The sequence below is a fragment of the Aminobacter sp. 01T433 genome (assembly GCF_056398585.1).
Window position 1 is genome coordinate 90,084 of record NZ_JBFTPR010000009.1, and the last position, 17,886, is coordinate 107,969.

18 protein-coding genes are annotated in these 17,886 nt (G+C 61.3%); 6 read left to right on the plus strand and 12 right to left on the minus strand.

Annotated elements, in window-relative coordinates; genetic code table 11:
* Positions 1-24: 24 nt before the first annotated feature.
* Positions 25-774, plus strand: coding sequence for a fumarylacetoacetate hydrolase family protein (locus AC1DLV_RS17235; protein ID WP_476801121.1), 750 nt, complete (start codon positions 25-27; stop codon positions 772-774).
* Between the two features lie 21 nt (positions 775-795).
* On the opposite strand, the gene AC1DLV_RS17240 is transcribed toward AC1DLV_RS17235, so the two are convergent.
* The 5 genes from AC1DLV_RS17240 to AC1DLV_RS17260 form a co-directional block, all read right to left on the minus strand.
* Positions 796-1,281 (minus strand): MaoC family dehydratase, encoded by a 486-nt coding sequence (locus AC1DLV_RS17240; protein ID WP_476801122.1) that lies wholly within the window; start codon positions 1,279-1,281, stop codon positions 796-798.
* 86 nt (positions 1,282-1,367) lie between these two features.
* Positions 1,368-2,876: a helicase HerA domain-containing protein gene (locus tag AC1DLV_RS17245; RefSeq protein ID WP_476801123.1), complete on the minus strand. Its 1,509-nt coding sequence runs from the start codon at positions 2,874-2,876 to the stop codon at positions 1,368-1,370.
* Between the two features lie 234 nt (positions 2,877-3,110).
* A complete protein-coding gene (locus AC1DLV_RS17250; protein WP_476801124.1) occupies positions 3,111-3,542 on the minus strand; it encodes a phasin family protein in 432 nt (143 codons plus the stop codon).
* 70 nt (positions 3,543-3,612) lie between these two features.
* Entirely contained in the window at positions 3,613-4,878 is a 1,266-nt protein-coding gene (locus AC1DLV_RS17255) for a DUF445 domain-containing protein (RefSeq protein ID WP_476801254.1), read from the minus strand.
* A 114-nt stretch (positions 4,879-4,992) separates the two neighbouring features.
* Positions 4,993-5,544, minus strand: a complete 552-nt coding sequence (locus tag AC1DLV_RS17260) for an N-acetyltransferase family protein (RefSeq protein WP_476801125.1) — start codon at positions 5,542-5,544, stop codon at positions 4,993-4,995.
* A 231-nt stretch (positions 5,545-5,775) separates the two neighbouring features.
* Here AC1DLV_RS17260 and rirA point away from each other — a divergent pair, with 231 nt between their 5' ends.
* Positions 5,776-6,237, plus strand: coding sequence for an iron-responsive transcriptional regulator RirA (rirA, locus tag AC1DLV_RS17265; protein WP_476801126.1), 462 nt, complete (start codon positions 5,776-5,778; stop codon positions 6,235-6,237).
* 7 nt (positions 6,238-6,244) lie between these two features.
* On the opposite strand, the gene AC1DLV_RS17270 is transcribed toward rirA, so the two are convergent.
* From AC1DLV_RS17270 to hemP, 5 genes are read right to left on the minus strand one after another with little or no spacing between them, the layout of a single operon-like run.
* Positions 6,245-7,036, minus strand: coding sequence for a heme ABC transporter ATP-binding protein (locus tag AC1DLV_RS17270; RefSeq protein WP_476801127.1), 792 nt, complete (start codon positions 7,034-7,036; stop codon positions 6,245-6,247).
* Between the two features lie 23 nt (positions 7,037-7,059).
* Complete coding sequence (locus tag AC1DLV_RS17275; protein WP_476801128.1) at positions 7,060-8,169, minus strand: FecCD family ABC transporter permease; 1,110 nt, start codon at positions 8,167-8,169, stop codon at positions 7,060-7,062.
* Positions 8,170-8,179: 10 nt separating this feature from the next.
* Positions 8,180-9,079, minus strand: a complete 900-nt coding sequence (locus AC1DLV_RS17280) for a heme/hemin ABC transporter substrate-binding protein (protein ID WP_476801129.1) — start codon at positions 9,077-9,079, stop codon at positions 8,180-8,182.
* 11 nt (positions 9,080-9,090) lie between these two features.
* Entirely contained in the window at positions 9,091-10,146 is a 1,056-nt protein-coding gene (locus AC1DLV_RS17285; protein ID WP_476801130.1) for a hemin-degrading factor, read from the minus strand.
* A 10-nt stretch (positions 10,147-10,156) separates the two neighbouring features.
* A complete protein-coding gene (gene hemP, locus AC1DLV_RS17290; RefSeq protein WP_476801131.1) occupies positions 10,157-10,381 on the minus strand; it encodes a hemin uptake protein HemP in 225 nt (74 codons plus the stop codon).
* Positions 10,382-10,585: 204 nt separating this feature from the next.
* Between hemP and AC1DLV_RS17295 the strand changes: the two genes are divergently transcribed.
* The 4 genes from AC1DLV_RS17295 to AC1DLV_RS17310 are packed head-to-tail and all read left to right on the plus strand — an operon-like array spanning position 10,586 to position 14,710.
* Positions 10,586-12,733 carry a TonB-dependent hemoglobin/transferrin/lactoferrin family receptor gene (locus tag AC1DLV_RS17295; RefSeq protein ID WP_476801132.1) on the plus strand — a complete coding sequence of 716 codons (2,148 nt, stop codon included), beginning with the start codon at positions 10,586-10,588 and terminating at the stop codon, positions 12,731-12,733.
* Positions 12,734-12,762: 29 nt separating this feature from the next.
* Positions 12,763-13,176 carry a hypothetical protein gene (locus AC1DLV_RS17300; protein ID WP_476801255.1) on the plus strand — a complete coding sequence of 138 codons (414 nt, stop codon included), beginning with the start codon at positions 12,763-12,765 and terminating at the stop codon, positions 13,174-13,176.
* A 10-nt stretch (positions 13,177-13,186) separates the two neighbouring features.
* Positions 13,187-14,458 carry a TonB family protein gene (locus AC1DLV_RS17305; protein ID WP_476801133.1) on the plus strand — a complete coding sequence of 424 codons (1,272 nt, stop codon included), beginning with the start codon at positions 13,187-13,189 and terminating at the stop codon, positions 14,456-14,458.
* A gap of 33 nt (positions 14,459-14,491) precedes the next feature.
* Positions 14,492-14,710, plus strand: a complete 219-nt coding sequence (locus AC1DLV_RS17310) for a hypothetical protein (RefSeq protein WP_476801134.1) — start codon at positions 14,492-14,494, stop codon at positions 14,708-14,710.
* Positions 14,711-14,765: 55 nt separating this feature from the next.
* Here the strand turns inward: AC1DLV_RS17310 and AC1DLV_RS17315 are convergent, their stop codons facing one another.
* Positions 14,766-15,581, minus strand: coding sequence for a tetratricopeptide repeat protein (locus AC1DLV_RS17315; protein WP_476801256.1), 816 nt, complete (start codon positions 15,579-15,581; stop codon positions 14,766-14,768).
* Positions 15,582-16,315: 734 nt separating this feature from the next.
* Positions 16,316-17,536 (minus strand): outer membrane protein transport protein, encoded by a 1,221-nt coding sequence (locus AC1DLV_RS17320; RefSeq protein ID WP_476801135.1) that lies wholly within the window; start codon positions 17,534-17,536, stop codon positions 16,316-16,318.
* Positions 17,537-17,886 lie beyond the last annotated feature (350 nt).

A 17,886-nucleotide genomic window follows, 5' to 3' on the forward strand; every position in this document is an offset into this window, starting at 1 on the left:
TTCCGCATCGTGATTGGAAGTGGAATGCTCCAACGGATCATGTCAAAAGCGCGCATCACTTCATGGGAGGCTGCCCTGGCCACTTTCGTCATCACCCCACCCGAGCCAGCTTCGGTTGCTGTTTCAGGCTCCAGCGACCGCTTCGCCGTTCGCCGCATCTTCTGCGTCGGACGCAATTACGCGGCCCATGCGCGCGAGATGGGCAATGACCCGGACCGCGAACCGCCCTTCTTCTTCGGCAAGCCTGCCGACGCCGTCGTCGACAGTGGTACGACCATCCCCTACCCGCCGCTGACCAAGGACCTGCACCATGAGATCGAGCTGGTCGTTGCCATCGGCCGCGGCGGATCGGACATCGACGTCAAGGACGCGCTCGATCACGTCTGGGGCTACGGTGTCGGTATCGACTTTACCCGCCGCGACTTGCAGGACGTGGCCAAGAAAATGGGCCGGCCATGGGACTGGGCCAAGGGCTTCGACCTGTCGGCGCCATGCGGACCGCTGGTTCGTGCCGCAGAAATCGGTCACCCAGCCAAAGGCCGCGTCTGGCTTGCCGTCAACGGCGAAACCAGGCAGCAGGGCGACCTGGCCGACCTGATCTGGTCGATCCCTGAAGTGATTGCAATCTGCAGCCAGTCGATGGAACTGAAGGCCGGAGACCTGATCTACACCGGGACGCCGGCCGGGGTCGGCGCGGTGATATCAGGCGACCGTATCACCGGCGGCGTAAACGGTGTGGGTGAGATCGACATCACCATAGGCACGGCACGGTAACGGGAGCCAATCAGCGACGGCTCAGCCCGTCGCTTTGGCGCGCTGCTCGTAGAGCATGATCAGCGTCTCGGCGACGAGCGCGGGCTTGGCTTCGCCCTCGATCTCGATGGTGTTTTCGCCCTTGAGCAGATATTGCCTCGGCCCCTTTTCCTCCATCGAGAGGAGCACCGAACGCATGCGCACACGCGAGCCGACCTTGACCGGCGTCACGAAACGCACCTTGTCCAGCCCGTAGTTGAAGGCAGCCTGGGTATTGGTGGGGATGACACCCATGTCCTGGATGAACGCGCCGATCAACGACAGCGTCAGGAAGCCATGGGCGATCGTCGTGCGAAACGGGCTGTGGCGCCGGGCCCGCTCCGGATCGACGTGAATCCACTGGCGGTCGCCCGTGGATTCAGCAAAGCCGTCGATACGGCTCTGATCGACAACCACCCAGTCGGAAACGCCGAGTTCCTGCCCGACTTTCGCGCGCAACTCCTCATAGGTCTCGATCGGTTTCGCCACGCTTGTCTCCCTGCGTCTGATGGCGCTTTGCGAAGTTGGGGACCATAAATCGCGCCTGCTTGTCAACCTTCTCGGGTTGATCGAGTCTATTCCGCAGCCTCGCGCTCGGCGAGATCGTCGGTCCTCTCGGGATCGCCGGGGGCGGTTTCGCAACCAAGCTCGGGGAAGGCTACCGAGCGCTTGCCATGGAAATCGGTGCGTACCACCACCAACCCCTGCTCCTCGAAATAGGTGAGCAGCCGGCGCGCCCGGCGTGCAGAATGACTGCCATAGGCATGCGCGATCGCTGCGTCCGAAGGGCAAGGCGCGCCCTTGACCGCCGCCTGCGCGACGATCAGGAACACGGCCTGCAAGTCTTCTGGGAGTGCGGCGGACATGCCAAGCGCCTGCTGCCAGGTGTCGCTCGACGCCGTTTCATCATCGATGCCCGAGCGCGCCACGGCATAGCGGCGACGGAAGGTGGACAGCGGCGGCGGTTCGCCCTGCATGCGCTTGATGCGGCAGCGTACGAGAAAATCCTGGTAGAGCACTGCATCGGTGCGGAACGCCGCGTCCGGATCCTCGACCATCTCGCGAACGATCGTGTCCATCAACGCCTCGCGTTCGGCCTCGTCGAACAGCGGGAAAATCGGTTCGGCGACGGGGGCCGATGCCTCGGCGCGCACCTGGGAAAGCTGGGCGATAATGTCGGCAGTCGGCGTCGGTGTTGGTGGCACGTGCCGCCGCACCGTCTGGCGCGTCTCCAGCGGTGCCGGTGCGAAGATCAGCTCGCGTGTATCGTCAGTGGCATCAGGCAGCGGCATCAGCTTGGGGCTGACCGAGCGCGCTGACGTCTCGACCGGGCCGATGGCAACCGGCAGCGGCCGGCGCGACATGGCGGGTCCGAGCGCTATGAAATTGCCGCGCGCCAGGTCGCGGAACATCTCGGCCTGACGCCGTTCCATGCCGAGCAGGTCAGCGGCGCGCGCCATGTCGATGTCGAGGAAGGTGCGCCCCATCAGGAAGTTGGACGCCTCGGCGGCGACGTTCTTGGCGAGCTTGGCCAGGCGCTGGGTGGCGATGACACCGGCCAGTCCGCGCTTGCGGCCACGGCACATCAGATTGGTCATGGCACTCAGCGAGATCTTGCGCGCTTCGTCGGAGACTTCACCGGCCACCGCCGGCGCAAAGAGCTGCGCTTCGTCGACGACCACAAGCACGGGGTACCAGAAATCACGCTCGGCATCGAACATGCCGTTCAGGAAGGCTGCGGCACCGCGCATCTGCTGCTCGACGTCGAGGCCTTCGAGATTGAGCACGACGGAAACGCGATGCTGGCGAATGCGGCCGGCGATGCGGGTCAGTTCGGCTTCGGTCCGCTGGGCATCAACCACGACATGGCCGAAACGGTCGGCCAGCGTGACAAAGTCGCCCTCCGGGTCGATGACGCATTGCTGCACCCAAGGCGCGCTCTGTTCGAGCAGGCGACGCAGCAGGTGCGACTTTCCCGAGCCCGAATTGCCTTGAACCAGCAAACGGGTCGCCAAAAGTTCTTCGAGATCAAGCTGAGCCTTCGTCCCGCCGGACGCTGCTCCCATCTCGATGCCTACCTTCATCCTCTTCCCCAGTTGAATCCTGCCGCACTACTTCGCGAATCGGTATCGATTCCCGGAAGGCACAATACCCAGATTCAAAGTGTTTAAGCGTCTTTGTGCGCCCGAATGGACGCGCAGCGCTCCAGTGGTGATCGGCCTTACTTAGCACCCGAAGGCCGGCAATGCGCGGCCCGTCTGGCAAAACCCACAGGAGAGGTGCATCTGCCGCTACGTCAGAGTTTGACGGGGGAGAAATCAGTTCTTCTTGTCGTAGCTGTCGCGAATTTCCTGCATCGAATCACGAATTCGCTGGCGCAGGATCTCAACCGATTCCGTGCCCGAGTTGCGCACGATTTGAGCAACCTCACCGGCATTCTTGAGCGCCGCCTCGAATGATCGCCTGGCGAAATCAGTTTGCTTGGCAAGCAATTCCTGCGGATTGCCCGGCACCCGCATGCCTTGCGCAGCTTCCGTGATTTCGTGCAATGCGCCCTGGATCATCTCGCGCTGCTTGGCGACCAGCGACGAAGCGCCCGATGCACTTGCCTTGATCGACTTTTCCAGTGCCTCGAGGTTCTTGCGGTGATGGCTGACGATGGCGTCGACATCGACCGCAGGCATCTTCAGATCGCGGCCGAACTTGGAAAACATGTCGGTGAAGGTTTCAGGCTCGGGTTTCTTGGCCATGGCTTGCTCCCGTTTGGCTCCGGGCTCACCCGGAGGTCGCAAGGCCAGAATAGAGCAGCAGCCGGCACCGTCAATTCGCCAGCAACAGCAACTCGGCAGAATAAAGCGCAAGGCCCGCAAGGCCGCCGATCAACATGCCGTTGAAGCGGATATATTGCAGGTCTCGGCCGATATTGATCTCCATCAGCCGGGTCAGCTGACCAAGGTCCCAGCGCTTGACCTGTTCGGCGATGAAACCGGACACGCCGCTTTTCTGGCTCTCGACGAAAGACGCAAGTGCCACCACGAAACCGGCATTCATGTCGGCGCGGATGCTGGGATCGCGCGCCAGATTCTGGCCGACCTCCAGGAAAAGATTGGTCAGGTGCTTTCGCGTCATCGAGTCGGCCGATGCGACGTCCTGCTCGATGAAGCCGCGCATGCTTTTCCAGACATCTTGCGCCAGTCCGCGCAGTTCGGGGCGGGCGAGGAAATTGCGCTTCAGCTGCTCGGCACGCTGGGCATAGTCGGGCGAATGGCGCAACTGGTCGATGAAACCGTGGACGAAGCGGTCGAACTCACCACGCAGCGGATGGTCCGGGTCGGCCCTGACTTCTTCCAGCAACGTCGCCGCCGACGAGACGATGCGCTTGAGCAGATAGGCGTCGGCGCGGAACAGGTTGAACACCGAGGGCAGTTCCTCCCTGATCTTTTCGCGCAGCACGGCAAGCGCCTGCTCGTCGCTCAGAAAATTGCCGATGATCTTGGTGAACTCGTCCAGCAGACGCTGGTGCCGGCGATCGTCAGTGAAGGCTGACAGCAGTTCGGCCGCCAGCGGCGCGACCTCGACCTTGCCGATGCGATCGAGCATGCGGCGGGTGGCGAACTCGCGCAGGCCCGAGCCTTCGATCGCCTGCAGCATCTGCGGCACCAGCCGGCCGACAAAACGCGAAAGCCCCTCCGCCCTGCTTTTATCCGACAGCCAGTCGGCAACGAGTGCAGCAAAATCCACTTCATTGAGCTTCTGGCGCACAGGCTCGGGCGCCAGAAAATTGGTTTCGATGAAGCGCCCGAGATTTTCAGCGATGCGCGTCTGATTGGCCGGGATGATCGCCGTGTGCGGGATCGGCAGGCCAAGCGGCCGCTTGAACAGGGCGACCACCGCATACCAGTCGGCAAGCCCGCCAATCGTAGCCGCCTCTGCGAAAGCAGCAACGAAGCCGAGCCAGGGCCAGCGGCCCTGCAGCGATTTCGCGGTCAAAAAGATCGCAACGCAAACAACGAGTGCGGCTGTGGCAATGAATTTGGTCCGCCGCAGGGCTGCGAGCTTTTCGGCGTCGCCGCTGCCAAAGGCCATGTTTACGCCTGCCGGCAAGGCTTGGCTTTGCGGTGAGGACATTGGTCGCCTTCCCTGTTCGTCACAGGGACTATATCGGCAATGCCGTCCGCTGCTTCAATTCGAAATGCGGTTTCAGGCGGCAATCGCCGGGGCAGCACGGTGGCGAGCGAGCCAATCGGGATCGACCGCGCCGTCGGCCTCAAGCTCGATGACTCCATTGGCCTCGCCAAACTCAAAGCTGAGCTTGGCGTCGAAGCGACGGGCAAGAGCTTTCATCGCAGCATTGTTCGAATGGGTGGTCACCTGAAGCCTGAGATAGCCGAGCCCCCTTGCCTGCGCGACCAGACGCCGGAAGAGCCGGCCGCCAATGCCTCTATGCTGGATTTGGCGTTCGACACTGAAGGCGATTTCGGCTGTGGGTTCGCTCTCTTCGGCTTGCTCGTGCAGTTCAGCTGCGGCCAGAACCTTGTCGCCCTCGACATAGCCGATCACGGTCACACCTTCGCGGAAGCTGCGTTCGGCATATGATTTAAGGAAATCGTCGTCGGTCAGGCCGTTGAAGCGGTCACGCCGGCTTTGGTCGTCCAGTCGTAGGAGATGTTCGGCAAAGCGGGGCAGATCGGACGGCCTGAGCTGGCGGATTACACCCGTCAGTGGCCGTTGAGCATATTTGATCTGTTCCATGTCGCAGTCCTCTTGGGTTCCTCCCCAGAGTCTTCGACTCCCGACATCCGCAATATTGTGCAACGCAGCATGAAATTCAACCCGTTGACCTGCCCACATATGCAAGGCTGGCCTGCGTCATAAACATGACCACATTTATCACATATATTGACGAACGCTGTCTGGAATTGTTCTAAGGTATGGGCCATATTAGGACCACTCGCGGACTCAACGCAGAGCAAGGAAATCGCAATGCGCCTCACACGCCAGACCAATTACGCCATGCGCATCTTGATGTATTGCGCGGCAAACGATGGACGGCTGAGCCGAGTCCCTGAAATTGCCGCCGCCTACACGGTGTCGGAGCTGTTCCTGTTCAAGATTCTGCAGCCGCTTGTCGAAGCCAAGCTGGTCGAGACCGTGCGTGGCCGCAATGGCGGCGTTCGCCTCGCCAAGCCCGCCGACCAGATTTCGCTGTTCGATGTGGTGCGCGTCACCGAAGAGAGCTTCGCCATGGCCGAGTGCTTCGAGACCGACGCCGCCGAATGCCCGTTGGTCGACAGCTGCGGCCTGAATTCGGCCCTGCGCGAAGCGCTGAACGCGTTTTTTGCGGTGCTGGCCCGTTATACGATCGCCGACTTGGTGGCGGCACGACCGAATATGCGCGACCTGCTCGGCATCCATTTCCCGGAGCCGCAGGCACTGGCAGGCTGACCGCCTGCTAAGCCACGGCGGATTGCGGCAGAACGAACGGTATGTTGGCGGCCGGCAGGGCGCCGACGCGCAGACGGCAACCAAACACCTTCTCGATAAGACCGTCAGTGAGCACCATTTGAGGTGAACCCGAAGCGACGAGCTTGCCGCGGTGCATGACGCAGATCTGGTCGGCAAACATGGCCGTCAGGTTGAGATCGTGCAGGATCGCCACCACCCCACCGCCACGCCGCGCAAAGTCGCGGGCGATGTTCATGATGATCAGCTGGTGCTTGATGTCGAGGCTGGACACCGGCTCGTCGAGGAACAGATAGCGCGGCTGACCTTCAAGCACCGGCGCCCAGACCTGGCACAACACACGGGCAAGCTGGACGCGCTGCTGCTCGCCGCCCGACAGTTCCTGATAAAAGCGCCCGGCAAAACCTTCAAGATCCACACGCGCCAGCGCCCGCTCCGGCAACCTGTCAGCCTCGCCGGCCAGCACGCCCGACCTGCCGCCGGTCACGCCAAGCTTGACGATCTCGCGAACCGTGAACGGAAATGACAGCGCTGTCTGCTGTGGCAGCACCGCACGAATGCTTGCAGCCTCCCACGGCTTCAGCGCAGTGGCGTTGCGGCCATTGAGCGAGACGTTGCCGGAATAAGGCCGTTCCCCCGTCAGCGCCTTGAGGAAGGTAGTCTTGCCGGAGCCGTTGGGCCCGACAATTGCCGCAAGCTCACCGGGGCGAACGGTGAAATCGACATCGCTGACGATGCGTGTGGCACCAATCGACACCGAGACTTGGCGTGCTTCGATCATGTTCTCAATCTCACCAGACGCCGTCAAAGATCGACGATGCCGCGCTTGCGCAGCAGAATCCACAGGAAGAACGGCCCGCCAACGGCGGCCGTGACGATGCCGATCGGCAATTCGGCGGGCGCTACGATGGTGCGGCTCACCGCATCGGCGAGCAGCAGCAGGCAGGCGCCCAGAAGTGCCGAGGCCGGCAGCAAGTAGCGGTTGTCAGGCCCGATCGCCAGGCGCAGCAAGTGCGGCACGACAATGCCGATGAAACCGATGCCGCCGCTGACGGCCACCGACGCCCCAATTGCGGCCGATACAGCAACGATCGCCACATATTTCAGGCGTTGCACTGGAACCCCGAGGTGGCTTGCCGTCGCCTCGCCCAGCGCAAGAGCGTTGAGCCCCTTGGCCAGGAACGGCGTGGTCGCCAGCGCAAGCACGATGATCGGTCCGGCGGCGGCGATCTTCATCCAAGTCGCTCCGGCGAGCGAGCCGAGCTGCCAGAAGGTCAGGTCGCGCAACTGCCGGTCGTCGGCCATGTAGACCAGGATGCCGGTCAGCGCGATGGCCATGGCACCAAGCGCGATACCGGCCAGCAGCATGGTGGCAATCGAGGTGCGGCCCTGCCGTGTCGCGACATTGTAGAGGATGATCGTCGTGACCAGCCCGCCGCCAAAGGCAGCTAGTGGCAGCGCGTAGCTCCCCAGCAGAGCCGTGAAAGGCGCGAGAAAAGTCCCGCCCAGCACGATCACCGAAACCGCGCCAAGCCCGGCACCCGCCGACACGCCGACCAGGCCGGGGTCGGCGAGCGGATTGCGGAAGAGGCCCTGCATGACAGCGCCTGACACGGCGAGTGCCGCGCCCACAAGCACACCCAGGATGATGCGCGGCAAGCGGATGTCATAGACGATGATGCTGTCACGCACCGACAGCGCTTCGTTGGCAGGCGTTGCGCCCAACAGCCAGTTGCTGATGAGCCCGAGTGCCGAGGCGTCAGAAGCGCCCCAGGTCAGGCTGAACAGCGCAGTGACGGCCAGAGCCACGGCAAGCATGCCAATGGCGAGCAATGCTCGCGCGGAGCGGTCGCCATTGACATGGCGGCCAGCCTTGTCTTCGCCGGTCAGGCCGGCGATCGTTTCATCCACCACGTTCCCGACCTTATTTCTTGACCGCGTCGCCATAGAGCGCAACTGCCAGATCCCTGATCGCACCGGCAGTGCGCGGGCCGAAGCCGAGCAGATAGGCGCCGTCCATGCGGATTACCTTCTTGGCCTGTCCGGCTGGCGTCGATGCTATGGCCGGGTGGGCGTAAAGATCGGCGTCGCCGATGGCGAGTTGCCCCTCACGATCCATCATCAGGATGATGTCGGGTTTAGCGGTGATCGCCGCCTCGTCGGTGAGTTGCTTGTAGCCGGAGAAACCTTCGACCGCATTGACCCCGCCAGCGAGTGCTATGATGCCGTCGGCAGCCGTGCTGCTGCCCGACGCAAGGATCTTGCCACCCTGCAAGCTCAGGATGAACAGCACGCGCTTGCGCTCCGCCTGCGGAACATCCTTGGTCAGAGCTTCGGCGTCGCTGAGTTGCTTGTCGATCTCAGCGGCAAGCGTTTCGGCCTTTGCGTCAGCGCCGAGTGCCTTGCCGACAACAAGGACCTTTTCGACGATACCCTTGTGGGTGAAACCTTCGGGCACCGAGATGAAGGGAATGCTCGCTTTCTTGAGCACGTCGAGCGCTTCTTTCGGACCACTGCCCTCAAGAGCCAGGATGCCGGACGGGTTGACCGACAAAACGCCCTCTGGCGACAGTGCCCGCATGTAACCGACATCCGGAAGCTTGAACGCCGCTTCCGGATAGACGCTGGTCGAGTCGCGGGCAACGAGCGTGCCCTGCTCACCCAGCGCATAGACGATCTCGGTGATCGAGCCCCCGACCGAGGCCACGCGCGAGCGGTCGGGCAGAACCGAAACGCCTTCAATGGCGAGGCTTGCGATGGTTGTCGAAAGCAACAGCGACAGGCCTAGTGCGCCCGCACGTGCGAGCCTTTGGGGTGCCGGCATCATCGTTCTCCTCACGCCGCCTGCTGCTGGGATGCGCGCTGCAGGTTTTCGGCGAGGTTGCGCCAGCTCTCGCGCTCGCCTTCGCCTTCTTTCCGCTTGCCGAAGAACTGGATGATCATCTCGCCATTGGCGTCATAGGCCTCTACCGAAGTGACATGGCCATCCGTGTTCGGCTTGCGCACGGCCCACAGTTCGTGGACGTGATCGAGACGCAGGTGCAGATGGAAAGTCTCGTCCAGCACATTGATCCATGGCCCCATCGGCTTGATGTTCTTCACCGGACCGGAATGGATCTGGATGCAGCCGTGATTGCCAACGAAGCACATGATCGGCTGTTCGCTCTCGGCCGCCTGGTTGAACATGGCGGGCAGCGCGTCCTTGCCGAGTGTCCAGGCATAGTCGCCTCCGACCATGCGCATGGCCTGCTGGCGGCCGAGCTTGAGCGAGCGCAGGATACCGAAGAACTGGTGCACGTCGGTCATCGTGCTCCAGCGCTGGCGCAGTTCATCGACGCTGGCCGAGCCGTCGCTGACCGGCTTTTCGGCGACCGCGGCAACAGTTGCGATCAACGGGTCTTGGTTGTCGGTGCCGAGAGCCTCGACCAGCTTCTGATAGGCGTAGAGATTGGACGAAGGGCGAAGGTGCACCTTGTGTACGGCGACGCCTGCGGCGTCGAAGAACTGCAAGCTGCGGCGAATATCGTCGCCGTCACGCTTTTCGACGGCAAAACCATGCGCCCAGGCACTTGGGAAGACGCGCAGGTCGATGTTTTCGCCCAGCACCATGGCGGCATGCTTGCCCGGCACCACCTTGTCGTAGACGCCGATCTTTTCGTGCACGGCACTTTCATTGCGGGTCAGTGCCATGACCTCGCCGACCGCCTCGAGCCCAGCCAGCAGGTCGTTGGCGCGCGGCTCGATGCGAACGACGCCCTCGCCGCAATGCGCTGCCACTAGCTCCGCTTCTGAAATGCCAAGCTGGCTGGCGAGATCGCGCTCGCGCATTTTCGGGTTGTCGGTCCGCGCCCGCCGGATGTCATGCGGGGCGGGCTTTACGCGCTGGTCCATTGGAAAACACCTACTTGTTGAGAATGAGCTTGCCCTGACGGGTAATCTTCAGGCGGTAGAGAGCGCCGCCATGATCGATGCCGATCTCGAAATCGCCGAGAAACAGCGACTCGCTGGTCAGTGTCCTGACCGCGAGCGATCCGGCGATCGGACGCGCCGCGACCTGACCTTCCGGCCTGCGGAATCCGTGCCGGAATTGGCCAGAACGGAAATGGTTCGGATTGTGTGAATTCATCTCATTCCACTCCTTCATCCGTCCGCCGCGCCGGCTCAGTCCGGTCGTGGCCATGAGGTCAAATCAAATTGTTGACTCGATCAATCATGTTTACTAGTCAGTGCAATACCGGACTGATCGAGTCAAGATTTAAGACGTGTCGGGCGGACGAAAAAATGCAAGCAAGCGCCAAGCAAGCCAGCAGGGACATTTTGGAGTTGGGATATGGGGCTGGTTGCTCGGAACAAGGCTGCTCTGCTGGGCGGAGCGGCGATAGCGTTGCTGGTGGGACTGCAGAACGCCAAAGCGCAAGAACCGCAAACGAATGAACAGGATAAGAAGGGGCGCGTTACCGTATTGCAGCGCCTGATCGTCGGTGCCGGCCAGGAAAAAGTCGCTATCGACACACCGCAGGCCGTCTCCGTGCTCGAGCAAGCGGACATCGACCAATTGCAGCCCGAGACGATCGGCGAGATCATTCGCGCGATACCGGGCGTCAACGTCACCGGCTCAGACAGGCTGCTCGGCCAGAGCTTCAATATCCGCGGCATCGGCGCCCCTGAAAACACCGGCGACGGCGGCCGCATCATCGTCAATGTCGACGGTGCACAGAAGTTTTATGAGCAGTACCGGCTCGGCTCCTTCTTTTCCGATCCGGAGCTCTACAAGCGCGTCGAGGTGTTGCGCGGCCCCGCCTCGTCCACGCTCTATGGATCGGGCGCACTCGGCGGCGTGATCAACTTCGAAACCAAGGACGCGTCTGATTTCATCGCGGATGGTCAGACCGGCGCGCTGCGCCAGAAAGTTTCCTGGAACAGCAACGGCAACGGCTACCTGACATCGACGGTTTTGGCCCAGCGCATGGGCGAAAATGCCGAGTTCCTGCTCACCGGCAATTATCGCGCCTCCGGTGTCTACAGCTCAGGCGACGGCACCGACGTTCTCGGCACCAACTTCAAGGCCTGGTCGGGTCTCGCCAAAGGAACCTTCAAGGTCGGCGACGAGGGCACCTTGCGGGCCTCCTACCAGCGGTGGGATTCCGACCTTGACGACCAGCAGCTGTCGCAGACCAGCACGGCCTCCTTCTTTGGCCTTGTCGATCGCCATGTCGTCGACCAGACGGCCATCCTTTCCTACGAAAACCCGTTCGCCGACAACGACATGCTCGACGTGAAGGTGTCGGCATCTTATTCCAACACCCACAATGAGCAGCGCAATGCCGATCTGCGGAATTCCTGCAGCCCAGGTTCCTTCGCGGTGGTCTGCGATTCGAACTACGGCTACGAAACTTGGCAGTTCAACGCCCAGAACACGATGGAGTGGACTGGCGACAACTGGACGAACCACTTCACATTCGGCTCGCAGACGACCTACCAGACACGCGTCGCCGAAGCCTTCTTCAACAATGGCCGGCAGTTCCCCGTCACGTTCCATCCCGAAGGCACCGATCTCAAGACCGGCGTTTTCGCGCAAAACGAATTCGTCTTCGACGACCGCCTGACGATTATACCCGGCGTGCGCCTCGACTGGCACAGGTTGACGCCGGACACGGCACTCAACGCACCGTCGACCGATGACACCGCCTTCTCGCCCAAGGTGGCCGCGCTCTACAAGTTCAACGACACGTTTTCGGTGTTTGGCTCCATCGCTCATACCGAGCGGTTCCCGACTATCGACGAAGTGTTCTCGACAGCGAGTTCGTCTTCAACCTTCCGGCCGAGCCTTGGCCTGAAGAAAGAGCAGTCGAACAATTTCGAGGCAGGTTTCGCACTGTCGGGGTCCGACATGCTGCAGGCGCGCGACGCGGGCCAGCTCAAGGTCACGAGCTTCTACAATGACGTGAAGGACCTGATCGCGCTCAACCGGCCATTTGCTTCGGGCTTCAACAACAAGCCGGGTTTCATCAACATCGAAGAGGCTGAACTCTACGGCTTCGAGGTCGAGACCGCTTACGATACCGACTACGTTTTTGCCAACGCGTCCTATTCCTACGTGGTCGGCAAGAACAAGATGACCGACGCCTACCTGACAACAGTCGCTCCGCACGAACTGGCTCTGACGCTTGGCGGAAAGGTACCTGATTACGACGTAACCTTCGGCTGGACGGCACGTATCGTGGCCGGCCCGCAGGATGCTTCGCGCGACCGCGACACTCCCCCCGTCGCCGATCCAAACTCGACGCGTTTCTCCACAGCGTTCAACGTCCACGACATCTTCATGACCTGGAAGCCACAGGACGGCCAGCTTGCCGGTTGGGAAGCCAATCTCGGCGTCGATAACTTGTTCAACCGCCAGTACAAGGAGTTCCTGATGAACGACGACGCCAAGGGCAGGACGTTCAAGATCTCCCTTTCCAAACAGCTCGGGTGGTGACCATGCGGCTTGGCGCGAAGACCAAGCGCATGCTGATCGCTGTGGCGCTGTTGGCCTCGGCGGGCGCGGCGGGGGCACAAAGTGCCCCGCCATCCCCTGCCCTGCTGCTCGAACTCAATGCGGCGCAGCCCTCCGACAAGGGCTGTCGCTTCACCTTCGTGGTGACCAACAACCTCGGCGCCGAGCTTTCAAAGGCGGCGTTCGAGATTGCACTGTTCAACGAGGCAGGCGTCGTCGACCGGTTGACCGTGCTCGACTTCAAGGAACTTCCCGCTGGCAAGACCAAGGTTACCCGTTTCGATCTGCCGGGCACCGAATGCGCAAAGGTCAGCCGCGTGCTGATCAACCACGCGACCGATTGCACCGGTCAGGGTGTCGAGCCGTCGGCTTGCCTGAAGTCGCTGCGCACCGTATCCAAATCCGGCATCGCATTCGGCGTCTGAGGAGCAGTTCGTGGGGATCGAACCAGCCTTCGCCAAAAACACCCTAGTCTGGCCGTTGGCCGGCTTTGGTGCTTGGCCGGTCGAGCCCGACGATCCCAAATTCGCGACCCCGCGCGAAGCGCTGATGATAGTCGGCGCTCGCGATACCGCTGACAGAGCCTATATCGCCGATGTCAGCCCGCTCTTGTCGGTTCGCGCAAGCGAGCCGCTGGCGCCCAAAGCGATGGCAAAGGCACGCAAGCGCAAATGGCTGGCTGCCGTCATGGCCTCGTGCGCCCTGCATGCGGCAGTCGCCATGTTCTTCGTCACACGCGCAAACGACGAACAAGTTCTGATCGAAGGAAGTGCCGACGCTGGCATCACGCTGCTTGGCAACGCGCCGGAGGACCAGTCGGCGGCAGGCGAGATATCCGAGCTCGCCCCGGTCAACGTGACGATGATCACCATGCTTGACGCAAAGCCGGTGGAGACGATCGAAGCACGGACCGTCACGGAGCCGGAAACGATCCAAGCTGTCGATACCGCCCCCGTCGAAACGCCGGCAGCGGAGACCATCCAGCCTGTTGCGGAACAGCCGGTCCAGCCGGCCGTAACCGACCCGCTTCCCGAAATCCTTGCCGTCGATAGGCTGGAGCCGGTTGAAGACGACAACATCGTCCAGAAGCCGGCCGAGCTGGCCCCCGCCGAACCCGTGGAAATCGAAAAGCCTGCGCCTTCGGCTGAACCTGAGAAGATCGTCGCGGAACTCGAACCAACGCCCGAGCCGGTGAAAAAGCCGGTCAAGAAGCCCGACGCAAAACCACTGAAGAAGCCGGAGCAAAAGGTCGAACAGCCGAAGAAGGCAGACAAAGCCTCGGCGAAAAAAGAAAAGACAGCCAAGGCAGGCTCCGCCGGCAACGGTCAGACGGACGCCAGGAAGGGTGAGGCTGATGGCGCTGCCAACGGAACCACCACAGCCTCCGGCAAGAATGGTAGCAGCGCCACCGCAGGCAATGCTTCAGCATCCAATTATCCGGGCAAGGTTGTTTCCAAGTTGCGCCGCGCGCTGCGTTCGATCTCGCGTTCGGCCCGGGCCAAGGCACAAAACGACGTTCACGTGAGCTTTGTCGTCAACGCGTCGGGCGGCGTCGGTAGCGTGCGGATCGTCCAGAGTTCGGGCTCCGCCGATCTCGACAGCGCAGCGCTCGAAACCGTGCGCCGCGCCGCCCCGTTCCCACCCATTCCGCCTGAATCTGGCCGCTCAAGCTGGCAGTTCACACTGCCGCTCGGCGTTGCCCGCTGACTGGCCCGAATACCAAATGAGAGGCGCTCTCGAATGCTGGGACTGAATGCGCTTGACCAACTGGCCAACCGGCATGGCGACGGCTTGAGGCCGGAACTGCGAGAATTGCTTGGTCGGACAGCCGTTATGGCATCGGGCGACAAAATTATCGAATTCGCGCGTTTTCGCGGCGACGGAATTGTCCAGGCTGGGCCGAACCCGCCAGAATCGTTTCATTTTTTGTCGGAAACATACCCGGCAGTTGCGAAGTAGCTTGCGCGCTGGCCTCGCTTGCAGGCCTCGGCGGCCTGAAGACAGTGGGGGCCTGCTAGTTGCCCTTGGTCAGGATGTCTTCGGCGAGCGAAATCGCCGTGCGCCGGTCGGATTCGTCGGCAAGCGCAAAGGCCTCTTCCTGCATGCCCCTGATCCAGGGCTGGTCGGAAGGTGTCGCGCGTTCAAGCGCTGCGGTCATCATGGCGAGACCGCGCACCACCTTGCCGCTCTCAAACAACAGATTGCCGAGCGTGGCCTGAGCGCCGGCATGGCCTTTTTCCGCGGCAAGCTGCAGCCAGCGGCCGGCCTGCTTGACGGAAGCCTTCACGCCGCCATCGCCCTTGAGGAACATCTTGCCCATCTCGTACTGGGCGTTGGGATTGCGGTAGTTGGCAGCGGCGCGCATGTAATATTCCTGCGCGGCGACCGGATTGGCCGACACCGGGCTGCCGGGAATGCCTTCCTTCATGTAACCGCCCAGCGCCACAAGCGCATCCGAGACGTAGCTCTCTTCGGGCGAGCCGGGCTCGACATCCTGTTCGGCAATCTCGGTGAAGAACTTGAAGGCTTCGTAATCGTTCTGGGCCACGCCGTCGCCTTCGGCATACATGCGTGCGAGCTTCCAGGTGGCGCCGATCTGGCCGTTTTCAGCGGCATAACGATAAGCTTCGACAGCCTGGTCCTTGTGGCCGCTCTTGTAGGCGGAGAAACCGAACTGGAACACCGCCCAAGGGCTCGACTGCGGCTTCACCCCCGTCTTGTCGTCGAAGACCTTGTCGTCGAACGCCAGCGCTTCGCCGGCACCACCCAGAAGACTGGCCGCGACAAGCGCCGAAAAGGCTGATGCTCTTACCAACTCAGATATGCGCATAGCAGTGTGTTTCTTTCGCCCACCAAGGTGGGTGACCGCGCCGTCACGGCTTGACCGCGCGGTTCGGACATAATTCCAAGTCGCGCCCAACCGACCGCCGGTTGAACACGGTTTCAACTCTTTCACCCTCTCCGCCAACTCAAGCTCGGGCTGCGCCATGCCGATTCCTTTGGCCGGGCGCTTCATGTCCTGAGCATCGATATGGTCACGATGCTCGCTGTTTTCGACCAAAGTACGGCCAATTTCGCGCAAGCAAATGTGATCGAGTGAAGTCCTCGTCGGTCGAGCCAACCAGCTGGCGATGTCAGGATTGTTTCCGTACCCAGACCGAAAGCTCATCGGCACATAAGAACAGGCAGGCGCATGCGCCAGCGCCGCCGTCTTGCGGTGGCTGGGCAGCTTGGCCTTGAGGATTGCCTTGGCGTTCATTCCTGTTCCTGCCGCACCATCGCGGGCCTACTTCATGTTCCACCCGACATCCGGGTACTGGTCAAAAGACCTATCCGGGGTGCGCCGGGTTTATGGCGGGAAATGGGCAATTGTCCCGCTTCGTTCCATAGCTGAAAGCTTGCTGGAAAAGTGTTGCGGAATCGTCACAACTGTTGCGGACTTGCCGCGTCATGGTTTCCGAAATGGAAATGGGCTCCGGGCAACAAAAAGCCGGGCACGAGGCCCGGCTAAATTGTCCTGCTCCCCATAGTTTCTACGGGGAGCGAGGGATCATGGCGTTTTGGTCAGAACTTGATCTTCACGGACGCCGCGCCCGCATAGACCGGATCGCTGTCAAATTCATAAACAACGGCATTTGCAACGTCGCCGACGTTGTTAAAGGCCGACGTTCCGCTGGTCATGATGCCGATCGAACCACCCAGCCGGAACTCGATGTTTTGTGTCGCGGCCACAGATACGCCGGCACCAAAGTTCCAGGTGTCCGACTGATAGCCCGAGATGGTGGACGTGCCGCGATCCCACGTGATCTGGACAGCACCGCTGATCATGTCATTGAACTTGTGGCCGACACCGCCGGCAATGGTCCAGCCGTCGCGATAGAGTGGATCAAAAGACACATTCGATGGCGTGCCGATGGCAGGGTTCCGGACGCCCTTGATGGGAATGACGCCAAGCTTGCTCCATTCCTGCCAGCGGACAGAACCGAATGCCAGCCAGTCCGGCGCGATACCAGTCTGGAACTTGAACTCCACTGCCTGCGGAATCTCGGCGGACGCTGACACAGGGAAGACGCCGGTCGAACCTGGACGTACATCGGCCATCGGGCCGCCTCTGAAGCCAGTCGTGTCGACAGTGCCCGAGAGCCCGTCGTACTGGTAGCTCGAATAATACATCAAGCTCGCCCGAAGAGCTATCTCAGGCATTTCGTAGGCGGTGCCGATGCGCCAGCCCCAGGACGAGTCCGAAAGCTTGAAAACGCCGAGACCCTTGTTTCCGAAAGCAAGAAGTGTCTGGCGCGACAGGAACGCGTCGACATCCTGATAAGACACGCCACCGATGAAGCGGACCGATCCTTTTCCTACGTCCATCTTGTACGAACAAGTCAGGCCGAAATCATTGGTATCGATCGAGTACTTAACCGCCGTCGGAGAATAGGCGTTGTTCATCCCATAATTGGCGTCGGCGCCATATGGCTTCGAATAGGATGCGAGGCAGTCAACAGGCTCAACGACGTTGAACTTGAGGCCCACCCTCGGCACGGCATAATCACCATCGACCTTGACTTCGGAAGACGACAGTCGCGAGCCGTCAATGCGGCGAACGTTCTTCAACGTGCGCTGAGGCGACACATAGGTCACGCCGGCTTCAAACGAATAAGGTGCTGCATCAAACAACTGGTCAATATTGACACCGCCGCGGTCAAAACCACCGGCATGTGCAGCACTCGCCGCAACGATTGTCAGCGCCGTTGCCCCCAGCAGCGCCTTGAAATGCGAAATTTTCATTAAGTCCTCTCCCGAATGCTCGTGAGCCGAATTGAACGATTTCATTGTCTTCACGCAACATTGATTTTTCACAAACGCACGCGCCGAATTCGCCTCTCGACGTGATCGCCGTAGACCTTCCGCTTACGCAAACGTCAATTTTGGTGATTTCGCTGTTTTCGCGAACAGAGTTTCCAGGAAAACCCATGGATCAATGCCCGGAAACAGGCATTTTCCCGCCATTTCGACCCCTTGTTACATTATGGCAACAATCAGGCGAAAACTGGATACATCAGCCGCAGCTTACGCTGCGGCATGTATACACCGCGAGAAAAGAAGTTCCTGTCGCAGCATCAAGCCACGGCAGGGGT